The sequence below is a fragment of the Streptosporangium sp. NPDC053982 genome (assembly GCF_055585205.1).
Map to the genome: position 1 here is coordinate 537,643 of NZ_JBVJKQ010000001.1, position 16,101 is coordinate 553,743.

The window sequence follows — 16,101 nt, forward strand, 5'->3', positions numbered from 1 at the left end:
TATCAACGATATCTATGAATCAGCGGGAAACATGGCATTGGACGTATGTGTTCCCGTCGCGCAGGCTGGAGGCATGGAGACCACACTCATCACCCGGCCCGGCCTCGCGGAACTCGTCGAGGGGACCCGTGAGCTGGTCACGAAGGCCATGAGCCCGCGCGAGACGGCGTTCGCCGTCGCGGACCTGCTCCGCGGACGGCTGCCGGCGCCCGGGATCCTCACCGAGGAGGAGCGGGTCGGAGACCCGGACCGCTACGTCACCCACGTCCTGCACACCGAGGCGGGCTTCTCGGTCGCCGCCGTCGTCTGGCGGCCCGGCCAGGAGACCGTGATCCACGACCACGTCGCCTGGTGCGTGTTCGGCGTGCTGCAGGGCGTGGAGTACGAGACGCTCTACCGCCTCGACGGCGACCACCTCACCGAGATCGGCCGTACGGCGAACCGGACCGGCGAGGTCAGCGGCTTCGCGCCGCCCGGCGACATCCACCGGGTCCGCAACATCGGGGACGGCACCGCCGTCTCGCTCCACATCTACGGCGCCGACCTCGGCGGCACCCCGAGCAGCGTCCGCCGCGTCTACGACCTGCCGATCCGCTGACCCCGCCGCCCCCGCCCGCACGGCACCGCATCGGCCGCGGCCCGGACGGGCCCGTCAGGAACGCACGGCCGTACGGCGCGGGTCAGGGAGTGGAACCGGGGCGGTCGTCCTGGGCGGGCTTCCGCTCCAGGGCCAGGCTCTCCTTGATGGCCTCCAGCCGGGCCGCGCCCTCCACGTCGATGGTGGCGCGCTCGACCTCGATCATCCTGGCCTCGACGGAGTTCGACGTCAGCTCGGCCTCGCCGAGCGCGCGGGCGTAGCGCTTCTCGATCTTGTCGCGGACCTGGTCCATGGTGGGGGTCTCCCCGGCCGGGGCGAGGCCGGACAGGTCTCCCATGGCCTTGTTGAGCTGCTCCTGCATCGCGGCCTGGTCGAGCTGCGACAGCAGGCGCATCCGCTCGGCGATCTTCTTCTGCAGGGCCATGGCGTTGGTCTCGACCGCCGCCCGCGCCTGGGCCGAGGACTGCGCGGCGCGCTCGTGCATGAGCCGGGCGTCCTGCAGGGCGGTCTCCGCCGCGACCAGCCGGGAGGCGAAGGCACGGGCGGAGTCCTCGTAGGAGAGGGCCTTGCGCTCGTCGCCCGCGGCCCTGGCCTGCTCGGCCAGCAGCACCGCCTGCCGGGCGTTGGCCTGGAGCTTCTCGGCCTCCTCCAGCGAGCGCGTGAGCTTCAGCTGAAGCTCATGCTCGTTGCCGATGACCGCCGCGGCCTGCTGGGAGAGCCGCTGGTGCTGCTCCTTGGCCTCCTGGATGGCCTGCTCGATCTGGATCCGCGGATCGGACAGCTCGTCCAGCCTGCCGGAGAGGGCGAAGGCCAGGTAGCGCCACGCCCGGCGGACGACCTTGAACATTGGGGCTCCTCTTGTCGATCCTCATCGGTCCGGCGCGTCGTGGGGGTCCAGCGCGTCACGGGTGATCCGCTCGGTCTCGTGCAGGCCCTGCCGGACCCCTTCGAGGCTGTCGGCCAGCTCGTCGAGGACCCGGGCCGGCTCCAGGGCGCCCGCCGTCGTCATCGCCGACAGCTCCACCACGCGGGCGACGAGACCTTCGATGCCGATGGCGCTCGACTCCATCCGGGCGAGCACCTGGTCCCTGGTCTCGGTGAGCCGGGCGATCACGTCCCGCTGGGCGGCCAGCGAGGTGAGGGCGCGGCCGATGTCGTCGATCACACCCTTCTTCGCCGTTCTCAGCTCCCGGGTCAGGCGCTCGTGCTCGCGGGAGAGCCGGGCGGTGTCGAAGCGCCCGAGCGCCGTGCCGGTACGGGACGCCTGCTCGGCCAGACGCTCCAGCGTGGCCAGGGCGTCGTCGATCTGGGGCCGCATCAGCGCGATCCGCCCGGCGAGGGGGCCGTCTTCCAGCGAGGCGCTCAGCTCGCCGAAGTCGCGGGCCGCCGCGGCGGCCCGATCCAGCCAGCGGGCCTCCAGGCTGTCCGCGGTGACGACCCGCGCCGCAGGACGCGCGCCGCGCCCCTGGGCGACGGCGACGCCCGCCTTCACCAGCCAGACGGTGACGCCGACGAAGGCGGCGCCGGCCGGGTGCACGCTGACGGCCCAGGCGGCTCCGCCGGCGGTCGCGCCGAGCAGCAGCCCCCAGGGATCACGGAGTTCCTCACCGATGCGGGACATCAGAAGTTGGATATCACCGCGGTGAACACCTGGTCGATACCCCCGGGTTCACGGGAATCGTAGGCGGCCGCGTCGGTCGCCTCGGAGATCCGCCGGAGCACGCTCAGGTCGGCGTCCTGGCCGTAGGCGATCGTGAACATCCGCACGGACTCCCTGCCGGGCTCGGCGCGCAGGTCGGGCAGCAGGTTCTCCAGGGAGGGGCTGTTGGTGTCCTCGTTCTTGCCGTCGGTCAGGAAGACCACCGCGTTGATCGCACCGTCCTCGTGCCGGCCGAGCACGTGCCGGTATGCGGCGAGAACGGTGTCGTAGAGGCCGGTCCCGCCGTCGGGCGTCAGGCCGTCGATCCTGGCCCGCAGGTCCTTGATCCGGCCCGCGCCCGTGGTGCCCATCGGGACCAGCTGCAGGTAGTCCTTGGGGCCGTCCCGCTGGGTGGAGAACATCCACAGACCCACCGTGTCCTGCGGGCCGAACTGCGACAGCGCGTTGGAGGCCGCCTGCTTGGCCAGGTCCAGCTTGCTCTTCCCGGTGCCCGGCACGGAGGCCCCCATCGAACCCGAGACGTCCATCACCAGGAGCACGTTCGCGGGCTTGCGCAGGTCCGCCCAGCCGGCGAGCACCTTGTCCAGCACGTTCGGGGCGGGCGGGTCGAGCGTCTTCCTCGGCTCGGACGGCAGCAGCCCGTTCGCCTCGGTGATCAGCTTTCCGGCCTTCCCGTCGTGGGACCGGAAGGCGAACTCGGCGAAGCGGTCCTGCTGCTTCGCCGCTCGCAGGTAGGCCAGGAAGTCGGCCGCGACCGCGCGCCTGGCGTCGTCCACCCACGGCGCGGTCAGCACGGCGTAGGGGTTGTCGGAGTAGAGGGTGCCCTCCTTGGGGTAGATCGCGACGAGCGGCACCCGGGGCTTGGCGTGTTTCCCCAGCGTCGCGGGGTCGCCGGTCGGGTTGCCCTGGTTGTAGTCCCAGACCGACTTCTCCTCCACGGCCACCGCGGAGATGTAGCCGAGCCCCGCCCCCGCGTCGTCGGCCCGCTGCAGGTTCGACAGGAACGTCAGCGTGGTGTCGCCGTAGTGGACGATCGAGCGCTCCACCCCCCGGACGAAGTCCCGGGTCTTCGCGTCGGCGACGTTCTTCTCCGTCAGGTCGCCGGACAGGCCGGTGGCGGCGAAGTAGGCGCCGATGGTGGCGTTCAGGCCGCTGGTGGAGAAGTTGGGGTTGGTCTTGCCGAGGCGGAAGGCCCCCCACTCCGGGTGGCCGTGGCCGGCCCAGGAGCCGGTGGACAGGTCGAGCAGGTCGGACCAGCCGAGCTTCCTGCCCGGCCAGCCCAGCGCCTCGGCCATCGGCTTGGGCATCGCGACGACCAGCGGCGTCTTGATGATCGACGGGTTCTCCGCGGCGACCAGCGAGCCGGTGTCGGCCGCCGCCGCGCGCTGCTGCAGCAGGGTGATCCAGCCGCTGCTCGCCGGGGACCAGACATCGGGACGGGGGCCGTCGGCGCGCTCGTCCCAGCCGCGGGCCAGGGCCAGCATCGCGCCGCCACTGGCCACGTTCCGGACGACCACCTCGGCGCAGCGCCCGCCGACCTCCCGGCCGCTGTAGCGGTCCGCCATCTCCCGCAGCAGCCCGGCCTTCTCCGGCGACGCGGCCACGGTCAGCGTGGTCTTCTCACCGTCGCACCGCCCGGCGCCGCGCCCGGAGTCACCGGCCGCGCGGTCCGGCCCCCTGTTCTCGACGTACAACCGCAGGCCGACGATCATCGCTCCGGCGAGGATGACCGCGATGACGAACGGGGCGAAGTTCCTGCGGCGTCGCGGCGGCTGCTGGTACAACCCTGCCTCCCGGGGGGTGTCGGTATATGTCCGACGAATGAGCCCCCGCCGAAGTTCGCCTCCGTGGCGATCGGTGCCCGGAGGACTCAGCGGGGCCCGGCGAGCGATCGCAGGGACACGGCCATGATAAGGGCGGTCAGCCCGCCGCAGATCATCACGGTGGAGATCGGGAAGGCGTCGACGAGACGGCCGCCGAGGAACGCGCCGAGGGCGAAGGTCGCCTGGAACGAGGAGGTGAAGACGACCATGGCGGCCTCGGGCGCGTGCGGGGCGGCGCCGGCGAACGACGCCTGCGAGCAGACGGGCACGCCGCCGTAGGCCAGGCCCCAGAGCACCAGTGCCACCGTGGCGCCGGCGGCCGTGGTGCCCACCCAGGGCAGCAGCAGGGTGACGGCCGCGATCAGGAAGCCGCAGGCCGCGAAGGCGCCTCGGGGGTGCGTGGTGACGGCCCTGCCCGCCAGGAAGTTGCCGGCGATCCCGGCCACGCCGTACGCCAGCAGGACGGCGCTGACGGCCGCGGGACGCAGACCGGTGACGTCCTGGAGGAAGGGCGTGACGTAGGTGTAGGTGCCGAAGTGGGCCAGGACGACGAGGAAGGTGGCCAGCAGGGCGGCGGCGGCGCCCCGGGTGCGCAGCAGGCCGATCAGGACACGGAGGCCGGTGGCCCGGTCGCCGGGCAGCGGCGGCAGCAGCGCCAGCAGGGCGGCCAGGACGAGGACGGCCAGCGCGGCCAGGGCGAGGAACGAGACCCGCCAGCCGGCGAGCTGGCCGAGGAGGGTTCCGGCCGGCACGCCGAGCACGGAGCCCAGCGGCACGGCGGAGAAGATCACGGCGGTGGCGGTGCCGACGGACGGCGGCGCCACCAGGCGACCGGCCAGCCCCGCCCCGATCGACCAGAAACCGCCGATGGTGAGGCCGACGAGCACCCTGGAGACCAGCATGACCCAGTAGGAGGCGGCCCCGGCCGCCAGGACGTCGGCGACGGCGAGCACCGCCATGAGGACGCACAGCATGACGCGGCGGTCCAGACGGGCGGTGGTCAGCGTGACGACGGGCGCGGCGACCGCGGCGACGACACCGGGCAGCGTCATGGTGAGCCCCGTGATGCCGTCGGAGACGCCGAAGTCGGCGCCGATGTCGGGCAGCAGGCCGATGGGCAGGATCTCGCTGGTGACGATGGCGAAGATCCCCAGTGTGAGCGAGATGATCGCGAGCCAGTCGATGAGGGCCGGGCGGGGCCGGGTGAGCGTGGTCGTCGGCATGGTTCCCGTCCAGGCGAGGGCGTGCGGACTGCGGGCATCCAGCCAAGCAGCGACGAGGCGGTGAGCACCGGCAGGTTTCGGACCACACCATCGCCGGGGAGGGCGTGGGCGGGTTCCGGACCGCGTCGTCTCTGGACCACGGCGTCGCCCGGGAGGGCGTAGACGGGTTCCGGACCGCGTCGTCCTGAGGACCGCACCGTCGCCGGGGCGGGCGCCGGGTACCGGCGCCCGCTCAGAAGTTGGAGATCACGCTGGTGAAGACCTGGTCGATGGTGTCGGGCCGGGAGGAGTCGTAGGCGGCGCCGTCGGTGGCCTCGGCGATCCGCCGCAGCACGTCCTGGTCCGCGCCCTCGCCGTAGCCGATGGTGAACAGGCGCACCTCCGGGTTGAGCCGCGAGAGCAGGTGGTCCAGGTCGCTGCCGCCGTTCTTCTCGTTCTTGCCGTCGGTGAGGAAGACCACCGCGTTGATCGCCTCCTCGTCCCTGGCGCGGCGCATCCGGTCGACGGCCGCGAGGACGGTGTCGTAGAGGCCGGTTCCGCCCTGGGCGGTCAGCTCGCCGATCCGGTCGCGCAGCGCGGAGCCGGTCTTCGACACCGGTTCGACGCCGACCAGCTCCCGGTAGTCGCGGCCGCCGTCCTGCCCGGTGGAGAAGGCCCACAGCCCGACGCGGTCGTCCCCGCGGAACTGCGGCAGCGCGCCGGCCACCGCCTTCTTGGCCAGCTCCAGGCGGCTCTGCCCGGTGCCGGTGGCCTCCTCCTCCATCGAACCGGACCTGTCCACCACGATCAGCACGTTGGCCCGCTTGCGCAGCTCCGACCAGCTCCGCAGGACCTTGTCCATGACGGACGGGGTGGGCGGGCTGAGCGCGGTGATCTTCGCGTCGGGGACGACGCCGTTCTCCCGGGTGGCCCGGGGCCCCGGCCTGCCGTCGAAGCCGCGGTAGCCGTACTCGGTGAACTTCGCCTGCACCGGCGCGCTGTGCAGGTAGGCCAGGAAGTCGTCGGCGACCGCCTTCTTCGCCGGGTCCATCCAGGTCAGCGGCACGTAGGGGTGGTCGGAGTAGAGCGTGCCCTCCTTGGGGTTCACGGCCACCAGCGGGGTGCGCGGCGGGGCGTGCCGGCCCAGCGTGGCCGGGTTGCCCGACGGGTTGCCCCGGTTGTAGTCGGTGACCGAGTTCTCCTCGATGGTGATCGCGGAGATGTAGGACATCGCCTCGCCGCGGTCGTCGGCGCGGAGCAGGTTGCCGAGGAAGGTCATGGAGATGTCGCCGTAGTGGACGATCGACTGCTCGACGCCCTTGACGAAGGCGCGGGTCTTCGCGTCGGCGACGTCCGCGGCGGTCAGGTCGGACGTCGTGCCGGTGGCGGCGAAGTAGGCGCCGATGGTGGCGTTGAGACCGCTGCTGGAGTAGTTCGGGTTGGTCTTGCCGAGCTTGAACCGGCCCCACTCCGGGTGCCCGTACTTCGCCCAGCCCCGTGGGTCACCGGCCAGAGCGGCCAGGTCCGACCAGCCGACGGCCTTGCCCGGCCAGCCCAGTGCCTCGGCCATCGGCCTGGGCATCGCGAAGACCAGCGGGGCGGTCACGATCGGGACGGGTTTCGCGTCGGCGACCGGAACGGTGCCGTCGGAGCCTCCGGCCTGCTGGCGCAGCAGCGTCACCCACGCCGAGGCGGCGGGCGACCACACGTCGGGCCGCGGGCCGTCGGTGTCCTTCCAGCCCCGGGCGAGCGCCCGCATCGCGGTGCCGGAGTTGGCCTCGTCGACCACCACCTCGGCGCACCGGCCGGCGACGGCCCGGCCGTTGTACGCCTTGGCGGCCTCGCGCAGCAGCCAGATCTTGTCCTGGGAGGACGCCAGGCGGATCCGCGTCGCCTCGCCCCGGCAGGCGCTCGGCTCGGCGACGCCCGATTCCCGGCCGGTGTACCAGCGCAGTCCGGCGATCAGCCCGACGGCGAGCACCACGGCCAGGAGGTAGGGCAGGATCCTCCGGCGGGGACGTGCGGGGGTGTAGGCCACGGGGTGATCGTAGGAAGGCCGGTCCGCCGGGACAAGGGAAACGCCGGGGGACGCCGTCTCCCCTGGTTATTCCGAATTTTCGGGCATTCCGGAACCTGCTTTCCGGCCTTCCGATTCTCCCGGCTCCTCTTGATCGCCCCCGGCCTCTCCGCCTCCCGGCCTCTCCGCCTCCCGGCCTCTCCGCCTCCCGGCCTCTCCGCTCCGAATCCGGGCCGCTCCCGGCCTCCCTGCTCCCCGGCTTTCCCGCTCTCCGGCTTCCCGCTCCGAATCCGGGCCACTCCCGGCTCCGGAACCGGGCCGCTTCCGGCTCGGGCCGGGACCGGCCTCCCGGCTCCGGAACCGGGCCACTCCCGGCCCGAGCCGGTGCGGGGCCGGTCAGCCGGTGACCCTCCGGTGCAGCAGGTCGGCGAGCGTGGCGTGCAGCTCCTCCAATGGGCGGTCCGGGTGCAGCGCCCGGCGCTCGATGGACACGGTCACCACCATGCCGAACACGGCGGTCGCCGCGGTCTCGACGTCCAGGCCCTCCCGGACCAGGCCCTCGGCCACCGCCCGGCGCAGCACGTCGGCGTAGACGCCCAGCACCTGGTCGCGCAGCCTGGCCACCGCGTCCTGCCAGGCGGTGCGCCACATCTCGGCGAGCAGCACCCGGGCGAACGCGCCGTACTCCTCGAAGAACCGGAGCTGCGCCATGACCACCGCGTCCAGGGCCTCCAGTGCCGTGGCGCCAGCCGGCACGGCGTCACCCGGTGCGGCGGGGCCCGGCCCGCCCGGTGCGGCTCCGCCCGGTCCGCCCGCAGAGGCCGCAGAGGCCGCCGAAGTCACCGAGGCCGCCGGGGCGGGCGAGGCCGCTTCGGCCAGCGCGCCGGCCAGGCGCTCGATGCCGTGGTCGAGCATCGCCGCGAACAGCGCCTCCTTGCTGCCGAAGTTGTAGAACACGGTGCCCTTGGCCACCCCGGCGCGCTCGGCGATCGCCTCCACCGTGGCGGCGGTGTAGCCCTGCTCGGCGATCACCTCCACGGCCGCGGTGAACAGCTTCAGCCGGGTCTCGGCCCGCCGCCCTCCCGTCTTCGCCGCTGTCTTCGACGAGGCCGCGCCGGCGGTCACAGCGCCAGCTCCGGGTGGAGGCGGCGCAGCGACCAGGTGCGGCCCTTGTTCACCGCGCGGACCGTCAGCGCGAGGCCCACCGCGACGGTCAGGCCCAGAACTCCGCAGGCCTGCCAGACCACGGTGAGGTCGCCGCCGCTGATCAGCCGGCGCAGCGCGCTGACCACCCAGCTCATCGGCAGCCACGGCGAGATCGTCTGGAAGAAGCCCGGCGAGGTCTCGATCGGGTACGTGCCGGCCGAGGAGGTGAGCTGCAGCATCAGCAGGGCCAGCACCACGACCCGGCCCGGCGGGCCGAGCAGCGCGTTGACCGCCTGCACGACCGCGAGGAACGCCGCCGCGGTGAGCAGCAGGATCCCGGCCACCCCGGCCCAGTGGGCGGCCTCCATGCCGAGCCCGAAGCGCAGCACCGCCAGCAGCACGCCCACCTGGGCCGCGCCCAGCACCAGGCCCGGCAGCCAGCCGCCCACCGCGATCCGCCACGCGGTGGCCGTGCCGGCGAGGAGACGGGGGTTGAGCGGCCGCAGCACCATGTAGCTGACCATAGCGCCCACCCACAGGGCGAGCGGGACGAAGAACGGCGCGAAGCCGGTGCCGTAGTTGGGAACCTCGTTGAGGACCTGCTTGGCCACTCTGACCGGCTCGCTCATCATGTCGCTGCGGTCGGCGCGCTCGCCCTTGCCGTAGTCGGGGATCTCCCCGGCCCCGTCGCCGAGCTTGTCGCTCAGCTCCGCGGAGCCGTCGGTGAGCTTGCCGAGGCCGGTGCTGAGCTCCCCGGCGCCCCGGTGCAGGCGGCCGACGCCGCTGTCCACCTGGGCCGCGCCGTCGCTCAGCTTGACGATGCCGCCGTTGAGCCGGGCCAGTCCGCCGGACAGCTGTCCGGCGCCGTCACCGAGCTTCGCCAGCCCGGCGGTGAGCTTGCCGTTCGCCGCCGACGCGTCGCCGAGCCCTTGGGACACCTTGGCCGAGCCGTCCGCCAGCTTGCCCAGCCCCGCGTCCAGCTCGTTGATCTTGTCCCTGATCTGGCCGAGCCGTTCACCGGCGGTCGGGGCGAGCTTCGCCGTACGGTCCGCGATCTCGGAGATCCGCTGGGCGCTCTGCCGCAGCCGGGCCACGGCGTTTCCGGCGTCACCGCCGCCCGCGCCGTCCAGGCCGCTCGCGACCTCCTGGGTGGACTGGGTGAGCCGGTCGGCGACGGCCCGCAGCCGCGGGTCGGCGTCGGGGTCGTCGTCCAGCAGGTTCCGCAGTTCCTGCGCCTGCCGACCGGCCTGGTCCGCGTTCTGCCTGACCGCGCCGGGCAGCGCCCCCGCGCCGTCGGCGACGTCGTCCGCGCCGCGTCGCACGGCCTCGGCGAGCGCCGCGAGACGCGTGCCGTTCTCCTCCAGAGCCGGGATGACCTCATCGGCCACGGCGTTGAGCTTCGTCACCTGTCCGTGGACCTGCCCGTAGACCTTGGCGTTGCCCTTCGCGACCTGCTCGGCGCCGCTCGTGAGCTTGGTCAGCCCCGCACCCAGCTTGCGTGAGCCGCTCTCCGCCTCGCCCAGACCTCCGGCCAGTCTGTCCGCGCCGGCCGCCAGCTTCCCGGTCGCGGTGTCGGCGCTGCCCAGGCCCACGGCGAGCTGGTGGGCGCCGTTCCGGGCCTGGCCGAGGCCGTCGTTCAGGGAGGACGCGCCCTCGCCGGCCTTCGCCGCGCCGTCGTGGAGCTCGTCCGCGCCGTTCGCGGCCTTGGCGGTGGCGTCGTGCAGCTCCCCGAAGGAGACGAAGACGTCGTCCCAGTAGTCCTTGAGAGCGGTACGGCCCGCCGCCTCCCTGACCTCGGCGAACACCGCGTCGGAGATGGTGCCCATGATGTAGCTGCGGCCGGTGTCCACCCGCACGCCCAGCTCGGCGGGGGTGGGTGTGCCGTCCTTCTCGGACGGCGAGGCGAGATGGGCGCTGAAGTCGGCGGGGATGGTCAGCGACAGGTAGAAGCTCCCGTCGTTGACGCCGTCGGCGGCCTCGCGGGCGTCGACCCGGTGCCAGTCGAAGACCTTCCGGTCGCGCAGCTCGTCGGCCAGGTCGCGGCCCGCGTCGATCGTCCTGCCGCCGGCTTCGGCGGGCCGGTCCTCCATGACGAGGGCGACCGGGATGTTCTCCAGGTGGCCCTGCGGGTCCCAGAACGACCACAGGTACAGCCCCGCGTACAGCAGCGGCAGCATCACCACGCCGGCCAGCGCCGAGCGGGTCAGCCGTGAGCGGGTGAACCGCCGCAGCTCCAGCCGTCCCGGTCCCAGCGCCCTCATCGGTTCTCTCCTTCGTGTTCCTCGCGTGCCGCGTGTCCGTCGTCCTCGCCGCCCCCGCCCGGTACGGCTCCCGCTCCGCGCCCGTCCGGCGTCCCCCCGTCCGGCGCGTCCCGGCGCGGCGCGGTCCGAGCCCGGCCGGCGGGCGGCTCCGGCGGTGACTGCCCGGCGAAGGGGACGACCGCGCCCGCCGTACCCGCCTCGGCTTCCGGGGCTTTCGGGGCCTCCGGGGCCGCGGCTCCGGAGGGCAGGCGCACCGACGGCACCGGGGCGTCCTCGACGCAGGAGGCGACGACGGTCAGCCCCAGGGCGGCCAGGTCCGACAGCGTCCCCCAGATCGCCTCCCTCCGGTCCGCGGTGACGCCGACGTCGATGTCGTCGGCGACCAGCAGCCCCGGTTCGTCGAGCAGCGCGAGGGCGACGCCCAGGCGGATCCGCTGCTCCCGCCCCAGGTCGCGGACCAGGGTCCGGTCATCGGGCGGAAGGTCCAGGCCGGCCAGCTCCAGGGCACGCGCGGCGCGCGCCTCCTGCCGGCCGCGCCGGAGGAGACCGGGGGACCGCTCGTGCAGGTGCTCGGCGACCGACAGCGCCTTCTCCAGGTCGTTCACCCCGTCCACCAGGCCGAGCGCGGCGATCCGCCGGATCGTCTTCGGCGTGGTGTGCCCGGCGACCGAGAGCGTGCCCTCGGTGGGCCTCATCCGCCCGGCCAGGGTGAGGAGCAGGCTCGTCCGCCCGGTGCCGGCCTGGCCGGTGACCGCCGTGACGCCGCCCGGCTCGGCGTGGAGGGTGACGCCGCGGTAGGCCCAGCCGTGGTCGCCTCTCAGCGACAGACCCGTCGCGCGCACCTCGGCTCCTCGGAACACCACGCACCCTCCGTTCTTTAAACTGACCAGTCAGTATAAAAACTATCACGTGAAAAGAGCCCTGCCCGAGGGCGGGCAGGGCTCTCGGCGGCCGGCCCTCCGCGGACCGGCCTTCGGCGGACCGGCTTCGGCGGACCGGCTTCGGGTCTCCGGCCTCCGGCGGGCCCGTTCCGGTCTCCGGTCCTCCGGTCCCCGGCCTTCCGGCCTCCCCACCGGAAGGCCGGGGGCCGGAAGGGGCCGGGTGGCGGGCCTCAGGCCGTCGCGGCGCCGTACCGCTGCAGGAAGAGCGCCTCGGCCAGGATGTTGCGGCGGAGCTCGCCGAGGTCCACGCGCTCGTTGGGCGCGTGGATCGAGGCGTCGTCGTCCTCGGCGCCGAACAGCAGGATCGACGCGGCCGGGAACTGCCTGGCCAGTGTGGAGACCAGCGGGATCGAGCCGCCCGTGCCGACGTCGCGCGGCGGGCGGCCGTAGGCGCGCTCCATCGCCTCGTTCAGCGCGGTGCGGGCCGTGCCGCCGGAGTCGGCGAGGAATCCGGAGCCGGCGACGTAGTCGCTGAAGCTCACCTTGACGCCCCAGGGGGCGACCTGGTTGAGGAAGTCGACCACGGACTCGACGGCCGTCCTCGGGTCGGCGGCAGGGGGGACCCGTACGGTCACCCGGGCGCGCGCGACCGGCTGGACCGCGTTGATGGCCCCGGCGACGGTCGGCACGTCGAGGCCGGTGACCGTGATGGCGTAGGAGGCCCACAGCCGGTCGGCCAGCGAGCCCGAGCCGACCAGTGAGACGCCGTCGAGCACGCCCGCGCCCTTGCGGAAGTCCTCCTCCGAGGGGCCATCCCCCAGGAAGACGCCGTGCGGCAGGCCGGGGACGCGGACGTCGCCGTTGTCGTCGTGCAGCGAGGCCAGCATGCGGAGCAGCGCGGCGAGGGCGTCCGGGGCGGCGCCGCCGAACGTGCCGCTGTGCAGCGCCTCCTCCAGGGTGCGCACCTCGACGGTGAAGGCGCCCATCCCGCGCAGGGAGGTCGTCACCGCCGGGTCGTCGACGTGCGGGTTGCCGGTGTCGGCCACCACGATCGCGTCGGCGCGGAGCAGCTCGGGGTTGCGCTCGACGAACGCCTCCAGGCGCTCCCCGGCGTATTCCTCCTGGCCCTCGATGATGACCTTGACGCCCACCGGGAAGCGGCCCTGGAAGACGCGGAGGGCGGCCACGTGGGAGATGACGCCCGACTTGTCGTCGGCGGCGCCGCGGCCGTGGAGGGCGCCGTCGATCTCCGTCGGCTCGAAGGCCGGGGTGCGCCACAGCACCGGGTCCCCGGCGGGCTGGACGTCGTAGTGGGCGTAGAGCAGGACGGTCGGCGCGCCGGGAGGCGCCGGGGCCTCGGCGTAGACGGCGGGGAAGCTGCCGTCCACCGGGATCTGGCGGACGTGCGGCAGCCCCGCGCTGCGCAGCAGCTCCTCGGTGGCGGCGGCGGCCGCGTGCACCGGCTCCTCCGGGTGGCCGGGGAAGGCCACCGAGGGGATGGCGACGAGCCGCTTGAGGTCTTCGACCGCCTGAGGCATGCCGGCGGCGACGGCGCCCTCGATCTCGTCAGGAGTCACGAACTTTACCCCGCATCTCGATATCTGATCGTTTCCGTTGTGGAGCGGCCGGTGAGGCGGGCCGCTCCAACGTCCGATTCCAGCACATCCCACTTCCGACCTGCGGCCCGAGGGGCGTGCGCTGCCCGTTCCGCCCCGATATGAGTGCGCGGATTTCGTTGCCGTAGCGTACCGCAGCCACGGATTTCGACGCTGTTTCACACCGAAGCCACGTTTTCACTTGTCAATGTCCGTATTTTCCGGGCACACTGGTTGGCAGCCCAGCTCAGCGAGGGAAGATGGCAATGACGCACCCCGAAAACACCGACGTGGCCTCGATCATGCGGGCCGCCCAGGACAACCTCTGGATGCACTTCACCCGGCACGGCGCCTACCAGGACTCCGAAGTGCCGATGATCGTCCGTGGTGAGGGCTCGTACATCTACGACGTCCACGGCAAGCGCTACCTCGACGGGCTCGCCGGGCTGTTCGTCGTCCAGGCCGGCCACGGCCGCAGCGAGCTGGCCGAGGCCGCCGCCAAGCAGGCCCAGGAGCTGGCGTTCTTCCCCCTGTGGTCCTACGCCCACCCCAAGGCCGCCGAGCTCGCCCAGCGCCTGGCCGAGCAGGCCCCCGGCGACCTCAACCGGGTCTTCTTCACCACCGGCGGCGGCGAGGCCGTCGAGACCGCCTGGAAGCTCGCCAAGCAGTACTTCAAGCTCACCGGCCGCCCCCTCAAGCACAAGGTCATCAGCCGCCAGATCGCCTACCACGGCACCCCGCAGGGCGCCCTGTCGATCACCGGCATCCCGGCCTTCAAGCAGATGTTCGAGCCGCTCGTCCCCGGCTCGGTGCGGGTGCCGAACACCAACCACTACCGCGCCGACGAGATCACCGGCGTGCCCGGCATGACCCCCGAGCAGTACGGCTACTGGGCCGCCGAGCGCGTGGCCCGCGCCATCGAGATGGAGGGCCCCGACACCGTGGCCGCCGTCTTCGTCGAACCGGTGCAGAACGCCGGCGGCTGCTTCCCGCCGCCCCCCGGATACTTCAAGCGCCTGCGCGAGATCTGCGACGAGTACGACGTCCTGCTGGTCTCCGACGAGGTCATCTGCGCCTTCGGCCGTCTCGGCACCATGTTCGGCGGGCAGAAGTTCGACTACGTCCCCGACATCATCACCTGCGCCAAGGGCATGACCAGCGGTTACTCCCCGATCGGCGCCATGATCGCCTCCGAGCGGCTGTTCGAGCCGTTCAAGGGCGGCACCGAGATGTTCGCCCACGGCTACACCTTCGGCGGACACCCCGTCTCCTCCGCCGTCGCCCTGGCCAACCTCGACCTGTTCGAGCGCGAGGACCTCCTGGGCCACGTCACCCGCAACGAGCCGGTCTTCCGCGCCACCCTGGAGCGCCTGCTCGACCTGCCCATCGTCGGAGACGTCCGCGGCTCCGGATACTTCTGGGGCATCGAGCTCGTCAAGGACAGGACCACCAAGCAGACCTTCGACGCCGACGAGTCCGAGCGCCTGCTCCGCGGCTTCCTGTCCAAGGCCCTGTTCGACGCCGGGCTGTACTGCCGCGCCGACGACCGCGGCGACCCGGTCATCCAGCTCGCCCCGCCGCTCATCTGCGGTCCCAAGGAGTTCGACGAGATCGAGTCGATTCTGCGCTCCGTGCTGACGGAGGCGTGGAGCCTGCTCTAGCCGTACGGCGCCGCGCCGCGCGCCGCGCGTCCCCGTACCGGTGCGCGGCGCTACCCTGCCCCTTCACCCCCCGCTTCTCCGGCGTCCCGTCGGCACCGAAAGGAACCGCGATGAAGATCGGCGTGCCCGCCGAGGTCAAGAACCACGAATACCGCGTCGCCGCCACCCCGGCGGGCGTGCACGAACTCGTCCGCCACGGCCACGAGGTGTACGTCCAGCGCGACGCCGGCCTCGGCTCGCACCTGCCCGACGAGGACTACCTCTTCGCCGGCGCCAAGATCCTCGACACCGCCGACGAGGTCTGGGCCGAGGCCGAGATGATCCTCAAGGTCAAGGAGCCGATCTCGGAGGAGTACCACCGCATGCGCGAGGGTCAGGTGCTCTTCACCTACCTGCACCTCGCCGCCGGCCGCGAGTGCGCCGACGCCCTGCTGGAGCGGAAGGTCACCGGCATCGCGTACGAGACCGTGCAGGTCGGCGACACCCTGCCGCTGCTCGCCCCGATGTCGGAGGTCGCCGGCCGCCTCGCCCCGCAGGTGGGCGCCTACAACCTCATGCGCTTCAACGGCGGCCGCGGCATCCTGCCCGGCGGCGTGCCCGGCGTGGCCCCGGCGAAGGTCGTCGTCATCGGCGGCGGCGTCTCCGGACTCAACGCGGCGCAGATCGCGGTCGGCATGGGCGCGGACGTCACGGTCCTCGACCTCAACATCGACCGCCTGCGCCACATCGACGCCGTCTACCAGGGCCGCCTGAAGACCCTCGTCTCGAACTCCTACGCCATCGAGCGGGAGGTCCTCGCGGCCGACCTGGTCATCGGCGCGGTGCTGATCCCCGGCGCCAAGGCCCCCACCCTCGTCTCCAACGACCTGGTCTCCCGGATGAAGCCGGGCTCCGTGCTCGTCGACATCGCCATCGACCAGGGCGGCTGCTTCGAGGACTCCCGGCCGACCACGCACGCCGAGCCGACCTACAAGGTGCACGACTCGGTCTTCTACTGCGTGGCCAACATGCCGGGCTCGGTGGCCAACACCTCCACCTACGCGCTGACCAACGCGACCCTGCCGTACGCGGTCAAGCTGGCCGGCCTGGGCTGGAAGTCGGCCCTGCAGCAGGACCCCGCCCTCGCCCCGGGCCTCAACACCCACGACGGACGGCTCACCAACGACCAGGTGGCACTCGCCCTCGACCTGCCGTACACGCCGGTCTCCGAGGTCCTCGCCGCCTGACCCGACCCCGTACGGCCCGCTTCCCGCGCTC

At 72.8% G+C, this 16,101-nt stretch carries 12 protein-coding genes; 3 read left to right on the forward strand and 9 right to left on the reverse strand.

All coding sequences use genetic code 11. The features are described from left to right. Window positions 1-73: 73 nt before the first annotated feature. Window positions 74-598, forward strand: a complete 525-nt coding sequence (locus tag ACZ6W9_RS02380) for a cysteine dioxygenase family protein (RefSeq protein WP_470116584.1) — start codon at window positions 74-76, stop codon at window positions 596-598. Window positions 599-680: 82 nt separating this feature from the next. Here ACZ6W9_RS02380 and ACZ6W9_RS02385 read toward each other — a convergent pair whose 3' ends face one another. The 9 genes from ACZ6W9_RS02385 to ACZ6W9_RS02425 form a co-directional block, all read right to left on the reverse strand. Continuing rightward, the gene (locus tag ACZ6W9_RS02385) at window positions 681-1,445 is read right to left on the reverse strand and encodes a PspA/IM30 family protein (RefSeq protein WP_362929359.1); all 765 of its coding nucleotides are present in this window, start codon (window positions 1,443-1,445) and stop codon (window positions 681-683) included. A gap of 21 nt (window positions 1,446-1,466) precedes the next feature. Further along, window positions 1,467-2,219: a hypothetical protein gene (locus ACZ6W9_RS02390; protein ID WP_362929361.1), complete on the reverse strand. Its 753-nt coding sequence runs from the start codon at window positions 2,217-2,219 to the stop codon at window positions 1,467-1,469. Then, on the reverse strand, window positions 2,219-4,042 hold the full coding sequence (locus ACZ6W9_RS02395; protein WP_470116585.1) for a substrate-binding domain-containing protein: 1,824 nt from the start codon (window positions 4,040-4,042) through the stop codon (window positions 2,219-2,221). The genes ACZ6W9_RS02390 and ACZ6W9_RS02395 overlap by 1 nt, the downstream gene beginning before the upstream one ends. Before the next feature lie 86 nt (window positions 4,043-4,128). Then, window positions 4,129-5,304, reverse strand: coding sequence for an MFS transporter (locus tag ACZ6W9_RS02400; RefSeq protein WP_470116586.1), 1,176 nt, complete (start codon window positions 5,302-5,304; stop codon window positions 4,129-4,131). Window positions 5,305-5,536: 232 nt separating this feature from the next. Then, on the reverse strand, window positions 5,537-7,321 hold the full coding sequence (locus ACZ6W9_RS02405; RefSeq protein ID WP_470116587.1) for a substrate-binding domain-containing protein: 1,785 nt from the start codon (window positions 7,319-7,321) through the stop codon (window positions 5,537-5,539). A 375-nt stretch (window positions 7,322-7,696) separates the two neighbouring features. Continuing rightward, window positions 7,697-8,425: a TetR/AcrR family transcriptional regulator gene (locus ACZ6W9_RS02410; RefSeq protein WP_389959068.1), complete on the reverse strand. Its 729-nt coding sequence runs from the start codon at window positions 8,423-8,425 to the stop codon at window positions 7,697-7,699. After that, entirely contained in the window at window positions 8,422-10,707 is a 2,286-nt protein-coding gene (locus ACZ6W9_RS02415; protein WP_470116588.1) for a YhgE/Pip family protein, read from the reverse strand. Before ACZ6W9_RS02415 ends, ACZ6W9_RS02410 begins: the two co-directional genes overlap by 4 nt. Next, window positions 10,704-11,570 carry an ATP-binding cassette domain-containing protein gene (locus tag ACZ6W9_RS02420; protein WP_470116589.1) on the reverse strand — a complete coding sequence of 289 codons (867 nt, stop codon included), beginning with the start codon at window positions 11,568-11,570 and terminating at the stop codon, window positions 10,704-10,706. The genes ACZ6W9_RS02415 and ACZ6W9_RS02420 overlap by 4 nt, the downstream gene beginning before the upstream one ends. A gap of 248 nt (window positions 11,571-11,818) precedes the next feature. Further along, window positions 11,819-13,165 (reverse strand): M20/M25/M40 family metallo-hydrolase, encoded by a 1,347-nt coding sequence (locus ACZ6W9_RS02425; RefSeq protein WP_389959077.1) that lies wholly within the window; start codon window positions 13,163-13,165, stop codon window positions 11,819-11,821. 284 nt (window positions 13,166-13,449) lie between these two features. Here ACZ6W9_RS02425 and ACZ6W9_RS02430 point away from each other — a divergent pair, with 284 nt between their 5' ends. Both ACZ6W9_RS02430 and ald read left to right on the forward strand, forming a co-directional pair. Next, on the forward strand, window positions 13,450-14,844 hold the full coding sequence (locus tag ACZ6W9_RS02430; RefSeq protein ID WP_362929377.1) for an aspartate aminotransferase family protein: 1,395 nt from the start codon (window positions 13,450-13,452) through the stop codon (window positions 14,842-14,844). A gap of 110 nt (window positions 14,845-14,954) precedes the next feature. Next, entirely contained in the window at window positions 14,955-16,070 is a 1,116-nt protein-coding gene (gene ald, locus ACZ6W9_RS02435) for an alanine dehydrogenase (protein WP_362929379.1), read from the forward strand. Window positions 16,071-16,101 lie beyond the last annotated feature (31 nt).